This is a genomic window from Myxococcus faecalis (assembly GCF_050039385.1).
Lineage (GTDB): Bacteria > Myxococcota > Myxococcia > Myxococcales > Myxococcaceae > Myxococcus > Myxococcus fulvus.
The window spans coordinates 3,896,030-3,915,955 of the sequence record NZ_CP144336.1 but is presented as its reverse complement, the minus strand read 5'-3'; the positions used below and the strand labels follow the sequence as shown (position 1 = coordinate 3,915,955).

The following is a 19,926-nucleotide window of genomic DNA, read 5'->3' as shown; positions in this document are numbered from 1 at the left end:
CAGGCGACGCACACCCCAAGTGTCCCCGACGCCCCTCCAGCGTCGGTCAGCCGACGGATGTCCCTCACGGTGAGGTCGGGCAGCCCAACGTCGGCACCGACGCGCCGGGTTCGCCCGCAAGGCCCGCGCTCGGTCCGCCATCGCCGCCCGGACCCTGGGTGATGGTCGTCCCCGCGTCGTCCTGCGTCACCTGCGAGCGTGTGCACCAGATGCCCACCGAGGGGCCGCCGCCACCACCGCCGCCAGGCCCGCCCGCGCCTCCGTTGCCGCCCTTTCCGCCAGGGCCGCCGGCGCCACTCTTGTAGGTCATGTCCTCGAGGTTGGTGCGCCCCACGGTCAGGCCTCCCTCCCCGCCGGACCCCCCGCGTCCACCCGTGCCTCCCCGGCCACCCGCGCCGCCGCCGAGCGTCTCGATGGACGTGGCCGTCTCCAACGCCACGTTTGAGTCGAACACCAGCAGGCCGATGGACGCACCGCCGCCACCGCCACCCGCGCCGCCCTGGCCGCCGCAGCCGCCCGCGCCGCCGCCGCTGCCTCCGGGGCTGGCGGGCTCGGTGATCTGGGGGCTCGACTGGATGAGGCAGCTGCCACCGCTGCCGCCGCCGCCACCACCCGTACCGGACGTCCCCGGCTCACCCGCGCCGCCGTTCTGGCCCGCGCCCACCGTCCACGTCCCGTCGACCTCCGACAAGGTCCCCATTCCCGCGCCGAACGCGCCCGCGTCCCCGGGGATGCCCGCGACGCCCGCGTCTCCCGCGAAGCCGTCGCCAGCGTTACAGCCGCAGCTGGAGGGAGAGGCCCGACAGTCCTTCGTGTCCAGCGCGCCACCCGCGCCGCCCGTCCCTCCCGTCGGAGGACCTCCCGCCTGGGGCTGCCCGGGGGCTCCGTCGTTGCCCACGGTCTTGTGGACTCCGGGGGCGCCGTCTCCGCCTGAGCGCGAGCCCTCCTCGCCGGGGCACGCCAGGTTGATGCCGCCCGCGCCACCCTCACCCGGCACGGTCGGGCTTTCTTGGAGGGTCTTGGTGCCCTCGCCGCCGTCGGGGCCCGGTGCTCCGGCGTCACCGTTCGCGCCATCCTGTCCCGCGGCGCCGTGTCCCGCCGTGAGCACGGTGTGGCGCAGCCGCACGTCCGAGCCGATGACGCGCAAGGCGATGGAGGGCTGTCCCGGCGCCTGTCCATCCGCGGAGCGCACGCGCAGGTACTCCAGCACGATGCCGGCGTCCGACAGTCCGCGAACGGTGAGCGCGGTGGGGCCGGCCTCCAACCGGGCCACCTGGGTGCCGGCGCGGCGCCAGCCGCCATCGCGTCCCGCGTAGCCGCCGTGGAGCGACACGGGCACGTCCAGCGTCAGCTCACCCTCCTGGTACTCCCCGCCCGCCAGGTACACCCGCGTGGGCGCGCCGCCGTCCCACTGGCGCACGAGCGACAGCGCGTGGCCGAGCGTGCGCAGCGGCGCGTCGCGCGTGCCGGTGCCGTTGACGTCGTCGCCCGTCACGGGGTCGACGAACAGGCCCTCGCTGGCGCGGCCGTCCACGCCGTCGCAGTCGGAGTCCTCGAAGGTGTCGTCCGGGGTGTCGTCGATGGCGGTGTTGGGGATGCAGCGCCCGGCGTCGGGCACCTGCTCGCACCGGCCTTCGTCGAGGCAGCGCTTCCGCGCGGCGTCGAAGTCGTAGCAACCGCCGGCGGCGAGCACCGCGCCGAGCGCCGCGCCCAGGGCGCCGAGCGTCCAGGTCTTCCGCATGGGTCCTCTCGAGGTCATGGCCACGTCCCGGACAGGCCCACCATGGCGCCACCCGACGTCACGGCGGCGGAGGGGACGACCTTCGCGGGAGGGTCGTCCTCCGGCCACAGGAACATCACCGCGCCGGCGACGAGCCCCGCCGCGCCCACCCCGAAGGCCACGCGGCTCACCGTCTGCGCGCTCTTGCCCTGGGACACCAGCGCGTCCGAGTCACGCAAGGGGATGTCCGCGCCGCCGGTCTCCAGCGTGTCGTAGCGGTCCTTCGCCTTCAGGTAGAACACCGTCCCCACGCCCGCGAGCACCACGCCGCCCGCCGCGGGCAGCCAGGCCCAGCGCCGCGCGGAGGAGGAGGTCTGCGCGAGGGCGGGCTCTGGCGGCACGGGCGTCGGCTGGGAGCCGGGGTCGGAGGTGCCAGGCCGGGTCACTCGCGTGGGCGGGGGAACGTCGTCGATGCGCGGCGGGGGAGGCGGTGGCCGCAGCGCGCGCAGCGTCGCGGGCAGCACCACGTCCAGCGTCTGCGTGAGCGCGTCCAGCAGGCCGTCCTCGAGCACGTCGGAGACGAAGTGCTCGGCGATGAGCGCGCCGTCCTTCGCCGCGTGGAGCTTCATTCCCGCGCGGTACCCCTGGGGCTTTCGCACCAGCTCCGTGACGAGCACGACCTCCGCCTGGCTGGTGGTGCCCAGCCATTGGATGCAGGGCGCCTCGGTGCGCTTGCAGCGCAGGAGCGCGCGCCGCTTCGTGGCGGGCAGCCTGCGGGTGACGTTGTCCATCCGGATGACGCGCACGCCTCGCGACTCGAGCTGCTCCGTGATGTGCTCGCGCGCGAAATCCACGACGTGAGTGGGAGTTCCCGTCGCGTCCGGGGGCGCGACCAACACGCTCAGGGGCCCCTGCGGGGCGGGGAGCGCGGGCGCCTGGGCGGCGACCACGGTGAAGACGGCGACGAGGGAGATCAACACGTGAGCACTTTCCCCCCGACACGACCTCCTCGCAAGAAGGGGAATCAGGGGCGACCCACCTCGGGTGGCATCACGCTCGCGGGCGGTGCGTGCGGTGACGGGAGACTCCACCACCCGGGTAGGGCGGCGGAGTCGTGACCCGTGGCCTCAGCGCCGAGGCCGCTCCGACGGAGCGGGGCGGATCTGCGTCTTCTCGGCGCCGCCCTGGGGCTCGGCCGTCGCGCCCGTGTCCTCGTCCTCGTCGTCCACGTGGGCGGGCATGGCCGGCGGGGGCCTGCGCGCGGCGAGCGCGGGGCGGGCCCCGGGAGGCGGAGGCCTGGGCGGCGGCGTGCCCGGGCGACGCGGCGGGGGAGGCCGGCCCGCGTCGGTGAGCAGCTCCTCGTCCACCTCCACCTTGGCCTCGGCGGCGTGGTCCATGCCGCTGGCGAAGGGGCTGCGGGTGGGCGGCGGCGTCTTGTCGTCGTCGCTCTCGGGAGGAGGCGGCGGGCGCGCGGCGGGAGGCCGGGCGGCGGCCTGTCCCGCGGGCGGCGTGGCGCTGGCCACCCTGGGAGGCGCGGCCGTCGTGGCGGGCTTCGAGGTGGGCAGGTTCGCGGGCACCTGCACCTGCACGGGCGCGGCGGCGGGCGCGGGCGCTCCACCAGCCTTGGCGGCCTTGGCCTCGCGCGCGCTCTGCTTGAGCTTCTCCTCGAACGCGGACCACTCCTGCTTGTAGTGCGCGGGGTCCGGCTGTCCCTCCTCGCGGTGCTTCAGCGAGGGCGCCCACCGCACGGTGTACGACTCACCGGCGTGGAACGTGGGCGGCGGCGGCAGGCCGTAGGTGGCCGGGTCGAAGAACGAGTCCTCCAGGTCGCTGAAGCCGTACGCCTTCGCCTTGGCGACGAAGTTGGGGATGATGCCCGTGGGCGCGTGGTAGCCGAGGATGTGGTCGTCCTCGTCCTTGGCCACCGGCGTGAAGACGAAGATGTCCTGCGTGCGGTAGTCGCCCTTCTCGTTGAGCGGCAGCACCTCCGACAGGGCAATCGTCTTGCGGCTGCCGTCGTGCAAGCGCTCGCAGCAGATGACGAAGTTGATGGCGCTGGCCACCTGGGCGCGCACGGCCACCATGGGCAGCTCCACGCCGGACATGAGGCACAGGGACTCGATGCGGCGCAGCGTGTCCGTGGGCGTGTTGGCGTGCGTGGTGGCCAGCGAGCCGCCGTGGCCCGTGTTCATCGCCTGCATCAGGTGGAACGCCTCGCCGCCGCGCACCTCGCCGACGACGATTCGGTCCGGACGCAGACGCAGCGCCGAGTGCAGCAGGTCTCCCATGTCCACGCCGCCCTTGCCGAACTTGTCCGGCGGACGGCTCTCGAAGGCGACCACGTGTGTCTGGTTGAGCTGGAGCTCGGCCGAGTCCTCGATGGTGAGGATGCGCTCCTCGTCGGGGATGAGCGACGAGACGATGTTGAGCAGCGTCGTCTTGCCGGAGCCCGTGCCCCCGGCCACCAGCATGTTGAGCTTGGTGGCGATGCCCGCCTCGATGAGCCGCGCCATCTGCGGCGTCAGCGAGCCGAACTTCAGGAGCGACTGGACGGTCAGCTTCTCCTTGAAGAACTTGCGGATGGAGATGGTGGTGCCGCGGCGGGCAATCGGCGGAATCACCACATGGATGCGGCTGCCGTCCGGAAGGCGCGCGTCCAGGCGCGGGCGCTCCTCGGTGAGCATGCGGCCGACGAACTGGGCCATGTTGCGCGCGGCGCCGATGAGGCCTTCCTCGGTGAAGGCCGCGTCCGTCTTCGTCAGTCGGCCCTTCTTCTCGATCCACACGTCGGTGGGGCCGTTGATCATGATCTCCGACACCGACTCGTCGTCCAGATAGGGCAGGACGGGCTTGAGGAAGGCGCGGAGTGACTCGGTGTACATCGTCATGGCGCCTCGCAGGCTAGCGCGCCCGGGGCCTTCCCCCCAAGAACCCGTCCCGCCCGCCCGGTCGCTTCCAGTGCGGCTGTCACCCCCTGGACGCCGGGACGAAAGCGATGGGCCCCCCGCGCGGGCGGTGTTTCAATGCCCGACCTCGCAGGTCGGACGGGGAGTCACGCCATGTTGAAGGACGGGTTGCCGGAGGACTGGAAGCGGGAGCTGAAGTCCGCGCTCGATTCACCCTCGTTCCAGGAGCTGGAGCGCTTCGTCGCCCAGGAGCGCGAGGCGGCCACCGTCTTCCCCTCGGAGGAGGACCTCTTCTCCGCCTTCCGGCTGACGCCCTACGCGGACGTGCGCGTGCTGCTGTTGGGCCAGGACCCGTACCACGGGCCCGGGCAGGCACACGGGCTGGCGTTCTCCGTGAAGCCCGGCGTGCCCTCGCCGCCCTCGCTGGTCAACATCTTCAAGGAGCTGGAGGCGGACGTGCAGGAGCCCCGTCCCAAGACGGGCTCGCTCATCCCCTGGGCCGAGCAGGGCGTGCTCCTGCTCAACGCCGTGCTCACCGTGCGCCAGGCCCAGCCCAACAGCCACGCGGGCCACGGCTGGGAGGACTTCACCGACGCCGTCATCCGCGCGGTGAGCGCCAAGCAGGACGCCGTCGTCTTCCTCCTCTGGGGCAAGTACGCCCAGAAGAAGAAGAAGCTCATCGATGCGAAGCGCCACGTCGTCATCGAGGGCACCCACCCCTCGCCCCTGTCGGCCAGCAGCGGCTTCTTCGGCAGCAAGCCCTTCAGCAAGGTGAACCAGGCCCTGGAGTCCAAGGGCCGGCCCCCGGTCGACTGGCGCCTGTCCCGGTGAAGCGGCGGGCCGCACCGCGCGTCCGGGCACGAAGGCCGTGCCTCCGGGACGAGGCTTGATACGGTGCGTCGCGACATGACCGCCGCCTTCGTCGCCGCCTCCACGCCCGAGCTGCTGGAACCCAACGTCTACCGCACCCGCTTCCACGCGGACTGGTACCAGGGGAGGGGGGCCTATGGCGGCGTGGTGGCGGGCACGGCGCTGCGCGCGCTGGAGCACACGCTGGCGGACGCGGCCCGGCCGGTGCGCTCCTTCACCATGCACTTCTGCTCTCCCGCGGTGGAGGGCGAGGCGCGGGTGCTGACGCGCATCGAGCGCGCCGGGAAGCTCGTCACCCACGCCACGGTGCGCGTGGAGAACGACGCGGGCGTGGTGGCCGTGGGCAGCGCGACGTTCGGCGCCTCGCGCGGCGGGGCCCTGGAGTACCTGGACCTGACGCCCCCCAAGGTGCCGCCCCCGCTGGACGTGCCGGCGACGCCCGACGACGTGCCCATGCCGGACTTCTGCCGCCACTTCGAGTTCCGCTTCTGCCTGGGCTCGGCGCCGTACTCGGGCTCGGACGTGGCCGAGACGGGCGGCTGGCTCCGCCCCCGTCAGCCCACGGTGCTGGACGCGCCCCTGTTGGTGGGGTTGATGGACGCCTATCCCCCGGCGGCCCTCTCCCGCGTGGAGGGCTTCCGCCCGGCGGCCACGGTGGACTTCACCGTGCACTTCTTCCACCCGCTGCCCAGGCCCGGGCTGAAGCCGGACGCCCACTTCCTGCGCACCGGGCGCTCGCGTCAGGCGGGCGAGGGCTACGCGGACGACTACCAGCAGCTGTGGACCGAGGACGGCGTGCTGCTGGCCCAGTGCCGCCAGCTCTTCGTGGTGATGGGCGGCTGAAGTCCCGCCATCTGGTAGTGTCGGCGGCGTGCAAGTGCTCTGGGTCGTCGTCACCGCCATCGCCGCGCTGCTCGCCGCGGTGGGTGTCCTCTTCGTGGTCGCCGGTCTCAAGGACGTCCAGCGCGCCCGGCGCACCCTGAGCTGGCCCACCGCGCCCGGCACCATCCGCTCCGCCGAGGAGTTCGAGCGCCGCCTCCCCGTCGCCGGCCCGGCCGAGCCCCGCATCCACTACGAAGCCGTCATCCAGTACGAGTACACCGTGGGCCGCGTCCTGGTCGGCACCTCCACCCTGCGCGTGGACCCCGCCGCGTACACCAACCCGGAGCACGCCCAGTCCGTCCTCCGGCGCTATCCTCCGGGACAGGCCGTCCGGGTCGCTTACAACCCGGCGGACCCCACCGACGCGGTGCTGGAGCCCGGCGCGCACGCGCCCAGCTTCGTGCGGCTGGGCGTGGGGCTGGGGCTGGTGGCGCTCGGCGCCTGCATCCCGCTGGTGGCGCGCTGGTTCGCGGCGCGCCTGTAGGAAAATCTCCGTCCTGGACGCAACTGATCCACGTCCCCCGCGACAATCCCTTCACATTCTTTCCCGGCCAGTCCCCGGCCGAGGTCCGCCATGAGCGATCGCTCCTCCATCCGTCGCGGTCAGCAGAACCCGGTTCGCACCACCCAGACGCCGCAGAACGCCGCGGTGGTGAAGAACACGACCACGGACAAGGTCGTCAAGGACACCAACACGGGTGTCCAGACCACCTTCGAGAACGGCCGGCTCCAGAGCCACTTCGAGCGTGAGAAGAGCACCACGCAGAACTGGAACACCAGCTACAGCCACGAGTCCCAGCACGAGTCCACGGGCCGCGTGACGGGCGCCATGGCGAGCCTGCTGGGCGCCATCCCGAAGGTCGGCATCGACGGCCAGTTCACCAAGGGCGCGGCGGTCAAGAAGTTCGAGGGCGGCTTCGGCGACGCCAACAGCGTGGCCCAGGGCTACGGCAAGGTGAGCCTGCTCGAGGCCGAGCTCAAGGGCTCCGGCGAGGTGGGCATCGAGGGCGGCAAGCTGTTCGCCCGCGGCGACCTGGACGCGAAGGCCACGCTGGTGGACGCCGAGGGCACGCTGCGCGCGGGTGTCGGCCCCATCCAGGCGGAGCTGCAGGGCAAGGCGTGGGTGGGCGCGAAGGCGGGTCTCCACGGTGAAGTGACGGTGGACCCCATCAACGGCAAGTACGCGGCCCGCGTCGGTGGTGACGCGTTCATCGGCGCCCGCGCCGGTGCCACGGGCACGGTGAAGCTGGGCGACTACGGCGGCGTCACGGGCCGTGCGGAGGCCTGGGCCGGTGTGGGTGTCTCCGCCCGTGCCGAGGCCAGCTGGGACAACGGCCGCTTCAAGGCCCGCGTGGACTTCGGCGCGGCCCTGGGCGTGGGCTTCAAGCTCGGCTTCGACGTGGACATCAACTTCGGGAAGATCGCCGACGCGGTGAAGAGCGTCGTCGAGAAGCCGGTCGAAGTGGTCAAGGATGTGGTGAAGTCCGTCGGGAACTTCTTCAAGGGGCTGTTTGGCTGATGGCGGAGACCGCCAGGTACGACGCACTTCTCGCAGCCGGGGAGCTGGACCAGGCACGTCGGGAGGCCGAGGCCGCGCTCAAGCGCGATGCCTCGGACCTGGCGGCCCGGGTCGCGCTCGCCCGGCTCGCGGCATTCGATGGCAACGAGGCCCAGGCCGAGTCATGGCTCGCGGGCGTGAGCGCGGAGGAGCCGGACGTGCAGCTGGTCCGGGCCGCGCTGCTCACCCGACGAGGTGACGCGGCGGGCGCCCTGGCGCTCTACCGGAAGGTGGCGAAGGCGCGCCCCCAGAAGGCCGAGGCCTGGTTCGGCCAGGGCTACCTCCTGGCGGAGCAGGGCGACAACGCCGGCGCCCGCACCGCGCTCGAGCAGGCGGTGAAGCTGTCGCCGGGCACGGCCATCCATCACTTCCACCTGGGGCGCGTGCTCTTCGCCCAGGAGAACCTGAAGGACGGCTTCCACCACCTCCAGGAGTCGCTGCGCCTCAACCCGAGGCACGGGCCCAGCTACCTGGTGCTCGCGGTGGCGCTCCAGGCGGGCGGTGAGCTGGGCGCGGCCGAGGAGCTGCTGACCACGGGCATCAAGGCGCTCGACGGCGACCCGTACCTGCTCAACGCGCTGTGCAACGTGCAGCTGGCGCGCGGCAACCTGAGCGGCGCGGTGGCCACGGCGGAGACGCTGGCGCGCGTGGAGCCGGACGCTCCCGCGGCGCAGGCGAACCTGGCGCGGCTGCGGCTGGCGCAGGGGCGGCTGACCGACGCGCTGGAGCTGTGCAGGAAGCTGGCGTCGCGCGGACAGGCCACCTCGCAGAGCCGCATGGTCGAGGGCATGGCGCTGGAGGCCATCGAGCCGGTGGACATCCCCGCCGCGCTGACGGCGTGGCGCGAGGCCATGAAGCTGGACCCGGACGACTGGGCCCCCGCCAACAACCTGGGCAACCTGCTGATGCGCATCCCCGAGGACGAGCTCCCGGGCGCGGGCCAGCAGGCGCTCGAGGCGCTGGAGGAGGCGCACCGCCGCGCGCCGGAGCGTCCCGAGCCGCAGCTCAACCTGGCGCTCGTGAGCGCGCGCCTGGGCGACAAGCAGCGGGCGACGCGGCTGGCTCAGTCGCTCTTGAAGCTGGAGCGCCTGGACCCCGAGTGGCGCGAGCAGGCCGAGCGGCTCATCAAGGCGCTGGCCTCCTGAGCTGAGGTGACGGACGGGCGCTCACGGGCGCCCGTCCGGTGGCGTCGCGGCACGCGGTGTGGTTCCCGCCACGGCGCGACAGCCGGGCCAGGCCGCCGCACGGGTGTGTCGATGTCTCTGGCCTGCGTCGCGCGTGGCCGACATCCGAGCACACTGATGCATCTGGCGCTCCGCTCGTGCGCGTGGCCATCGACCCGCCGCGTGGCGTGGCACCGCCTCCGCCTGTGAAACATGTATCGAGCCCGTCGCGGGTGGCTGGTTTCACCGCACGGGGCTCGGCGTTCACGCCGCCACGTTGGCGAGCTGCTTCATGAGCAGTCGAATCAGCTCCACGGGGTGGATGGGCTTGGGCAGCAGCTCCGCGCCGTAGCGGATGGCGACGGGGATGAGGTCATCGAGCTGCTCGTGGCCGGTGAGGAAGATGAAGGGCGCGTTGCACTCCTTCAGCTCGCGCATGGCGATGAGCACGTCCGCGCCGTTCATCGACGGCATGTTGTAGTCGCACAGGATGGCGGAGATGTTCCCCAGCTCCTCCTGGAACGCGCTCTCGGGTGACTGCACCGTGCGCACCTGGAAGCCGGCGCTCTGCAGGATGTCCGTCACCAGCGAGAGCACGAACAGGTCATCGTCAATCACCAGCACGGTCTGCATCGCGCGCTCTCCCGGCAAGCCTGTCTCATCCTACGAGCCGGGCCAGCCAGGAGAGTAGGGCGAGCAACGCATTCCGTCAGCGCGGTGCGGGAGCCACGGGGCTCGGCTGACCCGGGGTGCCCGGCGACGGGATGAGCACCAGGTCCTCCTGCGGCGGAATCAGGTACTCGGCGCCCGTCTCGGTGACGACGGCCATCTCCTCCACGGAGAGGACCCGCATCGCGTCCGGGCCCTCCTTCCACGCGAAGAACCCGTCGAAGGCGAACACCTGCCCCGTCCGGATGATGCGCGTGGACTGGCCCTGCTTGGGCTTGTCCTTCGCCCCGCCGGAGAGCGCGGGCCCCACGTCATGCGCCCAGTAGCCCACCGGGTGGCCGGTGCCGAACATGTTCATCGGCTCCGAGCCCGCCTCCTTCATCCACACGCGCTGCGCCTTGTCCACGTCCCAGCCGCTGGCGCCCGGCTTGAGCGCCGCCAGCGCCACGCGGTTGCCCTGCCGGCCCTTCTCCCACTTCTCCAGCGCGTCCTGCGGCACCTGGGTCTGCCCCGGCGCGAGCACGTAGGCGAAGCGCTGGATGTCCGTCACCCACAAGTGGCCCACGCGGATGCCGAAGTCCGTCTGGATGAAGTCCCCGGGCTGAATCACCTTCTCCGTCGCATGCGAGTGGCCCCTCAGAGGCCCGCTGTTGACCGCCGGGTTCTGGTCCGGCGCCCACGCGTCCCCCACGCCCAGCTCCGCCATGCGCTTCTTGAGGAAACGAGCGACGTCCGAGTCCCGCGTCTTGCCCGGCACCACCGTGGCGTACGCCTCGACTTGCAACTGCGCCGTGAGCGCCGCGGCCTTGCGCAGGATGTCCACCTCCTCGGGCAGCTTCACGGACAGCCACTCGGAGACGACGTCCTCGGACGACACCAGCTTCTTGCGCAGCGCGGGCGACAGCGCCTTCTCCAGCGCCGCGCGCTGCGAGGACGACAGCCCGTCCGCCACCGTGACGGACGTGGACGCGTTGATGGCGATGCGCGCGGGCTTCGCCGCCGCAAGCCTCGCGGCCACCTGCGCATAGAGGTCCTGCCCGCGCTCCACCGAGATGACCTCGTCCAGCGGCGCCACCTCGCGCAGCGCCGTGGCCTCGCTCACCGGCGACAGCGCGAGCGAGCGCACCGTGTCCCCCTGCCGCAGGAACAGGAACGCCGCGGTGCCGCCCGCGTTCTCCCCGCCGACGTGGATCGCCAGCGGGTCGTTGTCGTTTTCCCGGCAGAGCACCACCCAGGCGTCCACGTTGGCGCGCGCCATGGCCTGCGGCAGCAGCTTCTGGATGCGCTCCTTGCGGATGCGAGGCCACGGGTCGCCGGAGACGATGGGGTCCTTGCCCGCCGCGCTCGCCAGGGGGGCGGCGAGGAGCAGGGTGGTGACGAGAGCGGACCGGACGCGCTTCATGCTTCGGGAATCCTTTCGGGAGAAGGCCCCGCCATCATCCCCGACCTCGTCCGCCCCAGGCACCGCCCCCAGGTGAAGTCCTGTCGCGTCGTCATGAAGAAATGCCCGGGCAAACCGGAGAAAACCGCGAGCGCAAGCGCCACCGCCGTCGCTCGTTTAAGGTGATGACCATGGCCAAGAGCTCCTCTCGCAAGTCCGCCGCGAAGGCGAAGGTGAAGGTGAAGAAGCCCGCCGCCCCCCGTGCCGCCGCTCCCCGGAAGAGCCAGGCGAAGCGGCCCGCCCGGCCCCCCGAGCCACCGCCCATCGTCCTCGAGGCCGAGCCCGTCTTCCCCGAGGAGCCCACGCTCGAGGACACCCCCAAGGCCCTGCCCGCGGGCGAGGAGGGCTCAGGCCGCGTGCTCCCCTTCGAAATCGACCCCAAGCGCATGGAGGAAGGGCTGCGCAAGCTCCAGGGCGAGGTGGTGCACTGGGCCAACAAGGGCCGCTACACCCGCGTGCGCTTCAAGTTCCGGGGCAAGCAACTCTTGCCGGACCTGCCGCTCGCCGCCGTCGTCGCGGCGGAGGGGCTCACGTTCTACTGGGGCGGCATCCTGCGCGTGCTCATCGCCAACGTGGTGGGCGGCAGCGTGTTCCAGGTGGAGCTGGTGAACGACGCGGAGAAGCGCGTCCAGGCCGGCAAGGAGGCCCTGCTGTCGGGCGACGTGGACCAGGCCCTGGCCCTGTTCCGCGAGGCCGTCGCCATGGACCGCGACTCCGCGCCCGCACACCTCAACGTGGGCGTGGCCCTCAAGCTCAAGGGTGACAAGCAGGGCGCGCTCGCGGCCTTCGAGAAGGCCAAGGAGAAGGACCCCGAGGGCCCTGTCGGCACCGAGGCCGAACGCCTGGCCGCGCCCCTCCGTCCCTCGCCCGTCTAGCGTCCGTCCCGGGCGGCTCGGGATGCCCGTTTTTCTTCGTCGGAAGCGGGCTGAAAACGGGGTGTTCGAGCGTTCAGTAGGGGGCGTTTTCCAGCGCTCCGTTGACTTGATTCCGAACCCCATCGCATGTGGGGTGTCCACCCCCTCGTTTCCCTTGTTGACGTAGGGAAATCCAGGGGTTACGAACGCTCCCTCACTGGACGGCGGCCCTTCACGGGGTCCCTCCGCGAACCTCCCAGAGCCCATGGCTGACGACACCACCGACAAGCCGGCCCCGCCCTCCCCGCCTCCTCCTCCGGACGGCGCTGGAGAGCTCATTCCCGTGAACATCGAAGACGAGATGCGCCGCTCGTATCTCGACTACTCGATGTCCGTCATCATCGGTCGCGCGCTGCCCGACGTACGCGACGGCCTCAAGCCCGTGCATCGCCGCGTGCTGTTCGCGATGAACGACCTGGCGAACTACCACAACCGCCCCTACAAGAAGAGCGCGCGCGTGGTGGGTGACGTCATCGGTAAGTACCACCCGCACGGCGACTCCTCCGTGTACGACGCCATGGTGCGCCTCGCGCAGCCGTGGAGCCTGCGCTACCTGCTGGTGGACGGTCAGGGCAACTTCGGCTCGGTGGACGGCGATATGCCCGCCGCCATGCGCTACACCGAAGCGCGCATGGACCGCCTGGCCGAGGAGCTGCTGGCGGACATCGACAAGGAGACCGTCGACTTCGGCCCCAACTACGACGACTCCCTCGAGGAGCCGCTCGTGTTGCCGGCGCGCTTCCCCAACCTGCTCGTCAACGGCAGCAGCGGCATCGCGGTGGGTATGACCACCAACATCCCGCCGCACAACATGACGGAGGTCATCAACGGGACGCTGCACCTCATCGAGAACCCCACGTGCACCGTGAGGGACTTGATGGAGTTCATCACCGGCCCGGACTTCCCCACCGGCGCGTTCATCACCGGCCGCGAGGGCATCCACCGCGCCTACGAGACGGGCCGCGGGCAGATCACCGTGCGCGCCCGGTCGGAAATCGAGACGTCGAAGAAGGGGGACCGCGAGTCCATCATCTTCACGGAGATTCCGTACCAGGTGAACAAGGCGCGGCTCATCGAGAAGATCGCCGAGCTGGTGCGGGAGAAGAAGCTCGAGGGCATCAGCGACATCCGTGACGAGAGCGACCGTCAGGGCATGCGCATCGTCATCGAGCTCAAGCGCGACGCGATTTCGCAGGTGGTGCTCAACAACCTGTACCAGTCCACGGCGCTGGAGACGACGTTCGGCGCGGTGATGCTGGCCATCGACGGTGGCCAGCCGCGCACGCTGAACCTCAAGGAGCTGCTGGACCGCTTCATCGCCCACCGCCGCGACGTGGTGACGCGCCGCACGCGCTACGAGCTGCGCAAGGCGCTGGCGCGCATGCACATCGTGGAAGGTCTGCTCGTCGCGCAGGACCTCATCGACCTCGTCGTCAGCCTCATCCGCGCGTCCAGGGATCCGGACGAGGCGCGCTGGGGCCTGATGAACATCCTGTCGCCCACGCTGTACGAGCACGAGCGCTTCGCGAACCTGCAGCGCATCGACTACGACAAGGCGAAGGCGCAGATGGAGCTGCTCGTCTCGCGCGCGCGCAACGAGGAGCCGCAGTACCGGGGGCTGGCGCACAAGTACGAGGGCGCGGGCTTCAGCCAGGAGCAGGCGCAGAACATCCTCGAGATGCGCCTGCAGCGGCTCACCGGCCTGCAGCGTGAGGAGCTGTTCCGCGAGCTCATCGGCCTGGTGCGCGACGTGGCGCGCCTGCAGGACATCCTCGCCAACGAGAAGAGCCTGCTCAACGTCATCAAGACGGAGCTGATGGAGATTCGCGAGCGCTACGGCGACAAGCGTCGCACCGAGATCATCGGCGCCGTGGACGACATCACCAGCGAGGACCTCATCGCCGAGGAGACGATGGTGGTCACGCTGTCGCACACCGGCTACGTCAAGCGCTCGCCGCTGTCGGAGTACCGGGCGCAGAAGCGCGGTGGGCGCGGCAAGACGGGCGCGGCGACGAAGGAAGACGACTTCGTCAGCAAGCTCTTCGTGGCGAGCACCCACGCGTACCTGATGCCGATTACGACCAAGGGCAAGCTGTACTCGCTCAAGGTGCACCAGATTCCGGCCGCCAGCCGCACGTCGCGCGGCAAGGCGATGGTGAACCTGGTGCAGTTCGGCGAGGGCGAGAAGCTGGCCCAGGTGCTGGTGACGAGGGACTTCCCGGAGAGCCGCTACGTCTTCTTCGTCACGAAGAAGGGCGTGGTGAAGCGCACGGACCTGAGCGCGTTCGAGAACGTCCGCTCCAGCGGCATCATCGCGCTGGGCATCGACGAGGGCGACGAGCTGGTGGCGGTGATGATCACCGACGGCTCGAAGGACATCCTCCTGTCGACGGCCAGCGGCATGAGCATCCGCTTCCCGGAGTCGGAGGTCCGCTCCATGGGTCGTCAGGCCTTCGGCGTGAAGGGAATCACGCTGGAGGAGGGCGACGAGGTGGTGGGCGCCGTGGTGGTGGAGAACGAGTCCGCCATCCTCACGGTGACGGAGAACGGCTACGGCAAGCGCACCGAGGAGGCCGAGTACCGGCAGCAGGGCCGCGGCGGCAAGGGCATCATCGACATCAAGACCACCGAGCGGAATGGCAAGGTGGTGAGCGTGGTGCAGGTGAAGGAGTCGGATGAGGTGATGCTCGTCACCAACGGCGGGATGCTCATCCGCATGAAGGTGAAGGAGATCTCCGTCATCGGCCGCAACACGCAGGGCGTGCGCCTGATTGCGCTGGAGAACGACCAGGAGAAGGTGATGGCCCTCTCCAAGCTCCCCGAGGGCGAGGAGTCCGAGGAGGAGTCGGAGACGGCGACGCCCGCCGAGGGCGCTCCGGAGGGTGTGGTCGCGGAGGCCGTGGCCACCGAGGCCGAGGCCGCTCCCGCCGCCGAGGAGGCTCCTGCCTCCGAGACGCCGACCGAGGGCGGTGGCTCCGAGGAGCCGCAGGCCTGAGTCGGACCGTGATTTGAAACACCGAGGCCCCTCTTCCCCGTGCGTGGGGAGAGGGGCTTCGTCTTGGTGGGCGTGAGGTTAGAGAAGTCCGAGGAAGGTGAGGGTGGAGGGGCCGCTCAAGCGCCGCAGTCCCTCCGGGCCGCTGCACGCATCCAGGTCCGTGGAGAGGAACGTGGTGGTGCGCAGCACGGTGGCGCCCTGGAACTTGCCGGACTCCACCGAGCCGACGTGGGTCAGCGTGAGCAGGAGTCCCTCGACGCGAGCGGCGACGCGGGTCTGCACGAGCGTGGAGGTCTCGCCGGTGTTCCAGACGAGCGTCCCACGAGCCCGTCCGACCTCCAGCAAGTCGAGACAGGAGAAGGGCGAGGCCCCCAGGTTGCCCACGGTGTACGTGGCGGACGTCAGGGTGGGGTCGAGCAGGGCCAGGCAGTTGCTGAAGACCGACGTGCCCGAGATGCCCACGTCCTGGCGCTCGTTGCGAAGCGGCGGTGCGTAGTGGAGGTCTCCCGAGCCCACCGGGCAGCTCGCGAGTGTCAGCAACGCCTGCTCCGCTCGCGCGGGCGCCTCCGCTGGAGTGCCTTCGTTGTCCCGGGGCTCGGGAGGAGATCCGCAGGACATCAGTGCTCCACTGACGAGCAGGGAGATGGTGATGCATCGCAGCAGGTGTTTCATGCGCGTGCTCATGGCAGCCCCAGCAGTGTCAGCGTCGTCACACCGGACATGCCCGGGACGCCACGAGACGAGAAGCAGTCGAACAGGTTCACATCGAAGTACGTCAGGGTCCGGATGGCGGTCGCTCCCTGGAACTTCCCGGACTCGACCGTGCCCACGTAGGTGATGGCGACGGTGGCGTTGCTGACCTGGACGGAGCCTCGCGTCTGAAGCAGGGTGGAGGACTCGCCCGTGTTCCAGGTGATGTCCGCGCGTGCCGAGCCCACCTCCAGCAGGTCCTGACAGGCAAAGCCGGGCAGCTCGACGTGAACAGAGAGCTCGCCGGACGTCACCTCACCGGACAGTGAGACGCAGTTGGAGAACGTCGACGTCCCGGTGACGGTCGTGTCTCGAGGGACCACCGAGAGGGGCGGTGAAAAGCGATTCATCGTCGAGCCCACCGGACAGCTCATCACCGTCGGCAACTGCTGCCCCTGCGCGATGTCCTCGGTTGGCACGGGCGCGGGAGCTTCCCCACCGCAGCCCGACAAGACGCTTCCCATGAAACCTGACAGCAGCAGGGCGAGCCTGGACCCTCGACGCATGAGTGAACCTCCACGGAGTGCAAAGAGGCCGCAGGGATAGGGAGGACTTTCGACGTGGGCGACGTGGGACCCACACGCACCGTTCGCGCGTGGGCTCAGGGGTTGGACCTTCGTCCACTCCGGGAGGAGGAACGGTCAGGTCGAGGGCAGGACGCCAAGCGCTTCGAGACATCCCTGCGGAAACGCCGCCCCGCACCACCGCCCGCATACGGTGTCTAGAGCAGCCCGAGCAACGAGAGGGTCGCCGTGCCGCTGTGCCGGGCGAGGCCCTCTGGCGAGGAGCAGGCGTCCAGGTCGGTGTTGAGCACGGTGGTGGTCCGAATCGCTGTGGCGCCCTCGAACTTGCCCGAGACCACCGAGCCCACATGCGTGAAGACGACGGAGAGCCCCTCCACCCGCGCGCCGAGCCGCGTGAGGGTCAGGGTGGAAGTCTCGAGGGTGTTCCAGGTGACGACCGAGTTCGTCGTGCCGATGTCCAGCAAGTCGGAGCAGGCGAAGCTGGGCCGGAAGACGTTGAGGGGGGTGTTGCCGGAGGTCACCCCGCCGAACAAGGAGTAGCAGTTGGAGTAGGTCGTCGTGCCCGTGGTCGTCACTGCCTGGGAGGTGTTCTTCAAGGGCGGGGAGTAGTCGAGCACCGTCGAGCCGATGGGGCAGGAGACGAGCGTCACCAGGCCCTGCTCCGCCGTCGCGGGCTCCTCGATGGGTTGTGGCGCGGCACTCTCCTCGAGCCCTCCGCAAGCGGTGAGGACACTTCCTGTCAGCATGAACACCACGACCGTGCCCCATGATGGGTGACGCATGATGGCCTCCTGGATGTGAGGCATTGGCTATAGTTGTCTCGGTTTGGCGCGTGCCAGTCACGGCGCGAAGCGCTGTTCGAGACGGCTCAAACGTCTTGGACTCCAGTACAGGCGTCCAGGCTCAGCGCAAGGTGTCCGGGAGCTTCGAGAACTCCACGCGCGGGACACCGACCTGTGTCACCGCCTGCGCGCCGAACCAGTTCGCCAGCTCCGCGCACTTCGTCATCGGCCAGCCCCGCAGCAGGCCCAGCGTGAAGCCCGCAAGGAAGCAGTCCCCCGCGCCCGTCGGGTCCACCTCCTCGACGGGGCTGACAGGAAGCTCGAGCGTGTCCTTCGCCGTGAGCAGCGTGCACCCGCGCCTGCCCCGGGTGATGACCACACACGTCCTCGCGCGCACGGCGTCGAGATCCATCGCGCGCGCCTCCTCCTCGCTCGCCTTGAGCACGCGCAGGTGTCCCAGCAACTCCGCGTAGGGCGTGTCCTCCAGCCGCTGGTTCCACACGCGTCCTTCGTCATCCAGCGCGCGCAAGAGGCCCTGCGCGTCGGCGAGGACATGCCGGGCCCGCTGCGACATCCGGACGAGCGTCTCCGGCGGCACCTCGCCCATCACCCCGCAGGCGAGCGCCACGCGCGCATCGAAGAGGATGTCCTCGGGAGCAATGCTCGCCGAGCGCGCGTCGACACGGAGCACGCGCTCCTCCCGGCTGAAGTCCGCGAGGAACCGCGTGGTGCGAGTTCCCGGGACGATGCGCGGTGGATACCGGACGCGGTCCGCGTAGGCGAAGTCCTCGCCCGCCACGGCCACCACCGCGTGGTCCACCCCGGTGGCGTCGAACACCGAGGAGATGTACGCCGCCGAGCCGCCGAGCGTGTGCACCTCCCCACCTCCGACCGAGGGCAGCACGTCATGGCAGTAGTTGCCCACCACCAGCACGTCGCACGAGGAGCGTCCCGGCACGGGCGGCTACTTGCGCGTGAAGGTCGCGGGCACGGGCGCGCCGGCGGCCTTCTCGTCCGTCCAGGAGATGTGCAGCACCCACCAGCGCTGGCCGTCGAAGACGAGCTGGATGTTGTTGACGCCCTTCGTGAGCACCGCGCCCTCCGGCGCCTCGCGGGCCTCGTACGCGCTCAGCACGTTGACCAGGTCGCCATAGCCATACACCTGGCGGTGCGTCTCCTTCTCGAAGAAGCCGTGCGCCTTGAAGAACGTCTCGCCCCAGGCCACGTAATCATCCGGGGTGATGGGGGACACACCCGGGAGCCCGCCGGGCTTCGCGCGATGGACGGACGCCATCTGCGCGCCCGGATAGAACAGCGAGCGGAAGCGCTGCCAGTCACGCGCCTTGCCCGCGGGGCCGCTGATGACGTCATAGAGCGCGGCCAGCAGCGCCTCCTGCGTCTTCACGTCCTCCGGACGCCCGGGAGGATGTTGCTGGAGCGCCGCCTGGGTGCGCTCCGCCGCGAGCTTCATCGGGCTGGGCGCGGCGGGCGGCTTGGGCGCGACGGGCGGCGGCTTCGCGGACTGCGCGAGGGCGGAGGCGCAGCTCAGCAGGACGACGACGGGGACCGCGGTGATGAAGCGGGGCATGGGATGGACCTCCAGACGTCGAGGAAGCACCGCGCGGCACGTTACCCTGACGTCCGGGGAATGTCTGACGCGGTTCGAAGCGGGCGTGTGTGTTCGCGCTTCGACACTCGACGCACGGCGCAAAAGCCCGGGCTCCGGGTGGCACGGTGAGGGCCCGTCCGTTAGGGTGCCCCGCCATGATGCGACGACTCCTGCTGACCCTGTTGTTGTCCGTGTCCTCCACCGCGATGGCGGCGGAGACGCTCACCGTCTACTCCGGCCGCAACGAGAAGCTCGTGGGGCCGCTCCTCAAGAAGTTCACGGAGAAGACCGGCATCGAGGTGAAGGTGCGCTACGGCGAGACGCCGCAGCTGGCCGCCACGCTGCTGGAGGAGGGCGACAAGACGCCCGCGGACGTGTTCTTCGCGCAGGACGCGGGGGCGCTCGGCGCGCTGAGCAACGCGGGCCGCCTGCAGGCGCTGCCCAAGGCCACGCTCGACAAGGTGGACGCGCGCTTCCGCTCGCCGACGGGCCAGTGGGTGGGCGTCAGCGGCCGCGCGCGCGTGGTGGCGTACAACACCCAGAAGGTGAAGGCGGCGGACCTGCCCGACAGCATCCTGGGTTACACGGATGCGAAGTGGAAGGGCCGGCTGGGCTGGGCGCCCACCAACGCGTCCTTCCAGGCCTTCGTCACCGCGCTGCGGCTGCTCAAGGGCGAGGACGCGGCGAAGCAGTGGCTCCAGGGCATCCAGGCCAACGGCGCGCGCGTCTACAAGAACAACGCCGCCATCATCGAGGCGCTGGGCCGCGGTGAAATCGACGCGGGCTTCGTCAACCACTACTACCTGTACGCCGCGAAGAAGAACAACGCACAGCTGCCGGTGGCCAATGACTTCTCCGCGCCGGGCGACCCGGGCGCGCTGGTGAACGTGGCGGGCGTGGCCATCCTGAAGGGCTCGAAGAAGGTGGACGCGGCGCGCAAGTTCTCCGCGTGGCTCCTGGAGAACGACGCGCAGACGTACTTCTCCCAGCAGACGCACGAGTACCCGCTGGTGGCCGGCGTGAAGACGGCGCAGGACCTGCCGGCGCTGTCCAAGGTCGGCTCGCCGGACCTGGACCTGTCGAAGCTGGATGACCTGCGCGGCACGGTGAAGCTGCTGCAGGACACCGGCGTCCTCTAGAAGG

Annotated in this window: 18 protein-coding genes; 8 read left to right on the top strand and 10 right to left on the bottom strand. The window is 70.5% G+C overall.

All coding sequences use genetic code 11. The features are described 5' to 3' along the window. Window positions 1–64: 64 nt before the first annotated feature. The 3 genes from VZQ01_RS15490 to VZQ01_RS15480 form a co-directional block, all read right to left on the bottom strand. Entirely contained in the window at window positions 65–1,741 is a 1,677-nt protein-coding gene (locus VZQ01_RS15490) for a hypothetical protein (protein ID WP_426748227.1), read from the bottom strand. Between the two features lie 14 nt (window positions 1,742–1,755). Next, window positions 1,756–2,700 (bottom strand): hypothetical protein, encoded by a 945-nt coding sequence (locus VZQ01_RS15485; protein WP_223749278.1) that lies wholly within the window; start codon window positions 2,698–2,700, stop codon window positions 1,756–1,758. 147 nt (window positions 2,701–2,847) lie between these two features. Continuing rightward, window positions 2,848–4,608: a TadA family conjugal transfer-associated ATPase gene (locus tag VZQ01_RS15480; protein WP_223749279.1), complete on the bottom strand. Its 1,761-nt coding sequence runs from the start codon at window positions 4,606–4,608 to the stop codon at window positions 2,848–2,850. Between the two features lie 171 nt (window positions 4,609–4,779). Here VZQ01_RS15480 and ung point away from each other — a divergent pair, with 171 nt between their 5' ends. The 5 genes from ung (at window position 4,780) to VZQ01_RS15455 (ending at window position 9,081) form a co-directional block, all read left to right on the top strand. Further along, the gene (gene ung / locus VZQ01_RS15475; RefSeq protein ID WP_223749280.1) at window positions 4,780–5,457 is read left to right on the top strand and encodes a uracil-DNA glycosylase; all 678 of its coding nucleotides are present in this window, start codon (window positions 4,780–4,782) and stop codon (window positions 5,455–5,457) included. A gap of 63 nt (window positions 5,458–5,520) precedes the next feature. After that, window positions 5,521–6,339, top strand: a complete 819-nt coding sequence (locus VZQ01_RS15470; protein ID WP_223749281.1) for an acyl-CoA thioesterase — start codon at window positions 5,521–5,523, stop codon at window positions 6,337–6,339. A 28-nt stretch (window positions 6,340–6,367) separates the two neighbouring features. After that, complete coding sequence (locus VZQ01_RS15465; protein ID WP_223749282.1) at window positions 6,368–6,862, top strand: DUF3592 domain-containing protein; 495 nt, start codon at window positions 6,368–6,370, stop codon at window positions 6,860–6,862. Window positions 6,863–6,952: 90 nt separating this feature from the next. Beyond that, on the top strand, window positions 6,953–7,897 hold the full coding sequence (locus VZQ01_RS15460; protein ID WP_223749283.1) for a hypothetical protein: 945 nt from the start codon (window positions 6,953–6,955) through the stop codon (window positions 7,895–7,897). After that, complete coding sequence (locus VZQ01_RS15455) at window positions 7,897–9,081, top strand: tetratricopeptide repeat protein (protein ID WP_426748226.1); 1,185 nt, start codon at window positions 7,897–7,899, stop codon at window positions 9,079–9,081. Before VZQ01_RS15460 ends, VZQ01_RS15455 begins: the two co-directional genes overlap by 1 nt. A 282-nt stretch (window positions 9,082–9,363) precedes the next feature. Here VZQ01_RS15455 and VZQ01_RS15450 read toward each other — a convergent pair whose 3' ends face one another. Together VZQ01_RS15450 and VZQ01_RS15445 are read right to left on the bottom strand one after the other, a co-directional pair. Next, a complete protein-coding gene (locus VZQ01_RS15450) occupies window positions 9,364–9,732 on the bottom strand; it encodes a response regulator (RefSeq protein WP_141326776.1) in 369 nt (122 codons plus the stop codon). Window positions 9,733–9,808: 76 nt separating this feature from the next. After that, window positions 9,809–11,170 (bottom strand): M24 family metallopeptidase, encoded by a 1,362-nt coding sequence (locus VZQ01_RS15445; protein ID WP_426748225.1) that lies wholly within the window; start codon window positions 11,168–11,170, stop codon window positions 9,809–9,811. Window positions 11,171–11,340: 170 nt separating this feature from the next. Between VZQ01_RS15445 and VZQ01_RS15440 the strand changes: the two genes are divergently transcribed. Beyond that, window positions 11,341–12,084: a tetratricopeptide repeat protein gene (locus VZQ01_RS15440; RefSeq protein ID WP_267698195.1), complete on the top strand. Its 744-nt coding sequence runs from the start codon at window positions 11,341–11,343 to the stop codon at window positions 12,082–12,084. 244 nt (window positions 12,085–12,328) lie between these two features. Continuing rightward, entirely contained in the window at window positions 12,329–15,118 is a 2,790-nt protein-coding gene (gene gyrA, locus VZQ01_RS15435; RefSeq protein WP_223749287.1) for a DNA gyrase subunit A, read from the top strand. A gap of 78 nt (window positions 15,119–15,196) precedes the next feature. On the opposite strand, the gene VZQ01_RS15430 is transcribed toward gyrA, so the two are convergent. The 5 genes from VZQ01_RS15430 to VZQ01_RS15410 form a co-directional block, all read right to left on the bottom strand. Further along, window positions 15,197–15,802, bottom strand: coding sequence for a hypothetical protein (locus VZQ01_RS15430; protein WP_426748224.1), 606 nt, complete (start codon window positions 15,800–15,802; stop codon window positions 15,197–15,199). Continuing rightward, a complete protein-coding gene (locus VZQ01_RS15425; RefSeq protein ID WP_223749289.1) occupies window positions 15,799–16,287 on the bottom strand; it encodes a hypothetical protein in 489 nt (162 codons plus the stop codon). Before VZQ01_RS15425 ends, VZQ01_RS15430 begins: the two co-directional genes overlap by 4 nt. Window positions 16,288–16,589: 302 nt before the next feature. After that, window positions 16,590–17,174, bottom strand: a complete 585-nt coding sequence (locus VZQ01_RS15420) for a hypothetical protein (RefSeq protein ID WP_223749290.1) — start codon at window positions 17,172–17,174, stop codon at window positions 16,590–16,592. Window positions 17,175–17,295: 121 nt separating this feature from the next. Further along, window positions 17,296–18,132 (bottom strand): PfkB family carbohydrate kinase, encoded by an 837-nt coding sequence (locus VZQ01_RS15415; RefSeq protein WP_426748223.1) that lies wholly within the window; start codon window positions 18,130–18,132, stop codon window positions 17,296–17,298. A gap of 6 nt (window positions 18,133–18,138) precedes the next feature. Then, window positions 18,139–18,762: a nuclear transport factor 2 family protein gene (locus tag VZQ01_RS15410; RefSeq protein ID WP_426748222.1), complete on the bottom strand. Its 624-nt coding sequence runs from the start codon at window positions 18,760–18,762 to the stop codon at window positions 18,139–18,141. A 176-nt stretch (window positions 18,763–18,938) separates the two neighbouring features. On the opposite strand from VZQ01_RS15410, the gene VZQ01_RS15405 reads away from it, so the two are divergent. Then, on the top strand, window positions 18,939–19,922 hold the full coding sequence (locus VZQ01_RS15405) for an iron ABC transporter substrate-binding protein (protein ID WP_223749293.1): 984 nt from the start codon (window positions 18,939–18,941) through the stop codon (window positions 19,920–19,922). Window positions 19,923–19,926 lie beyond the last annotated feature (4 nt).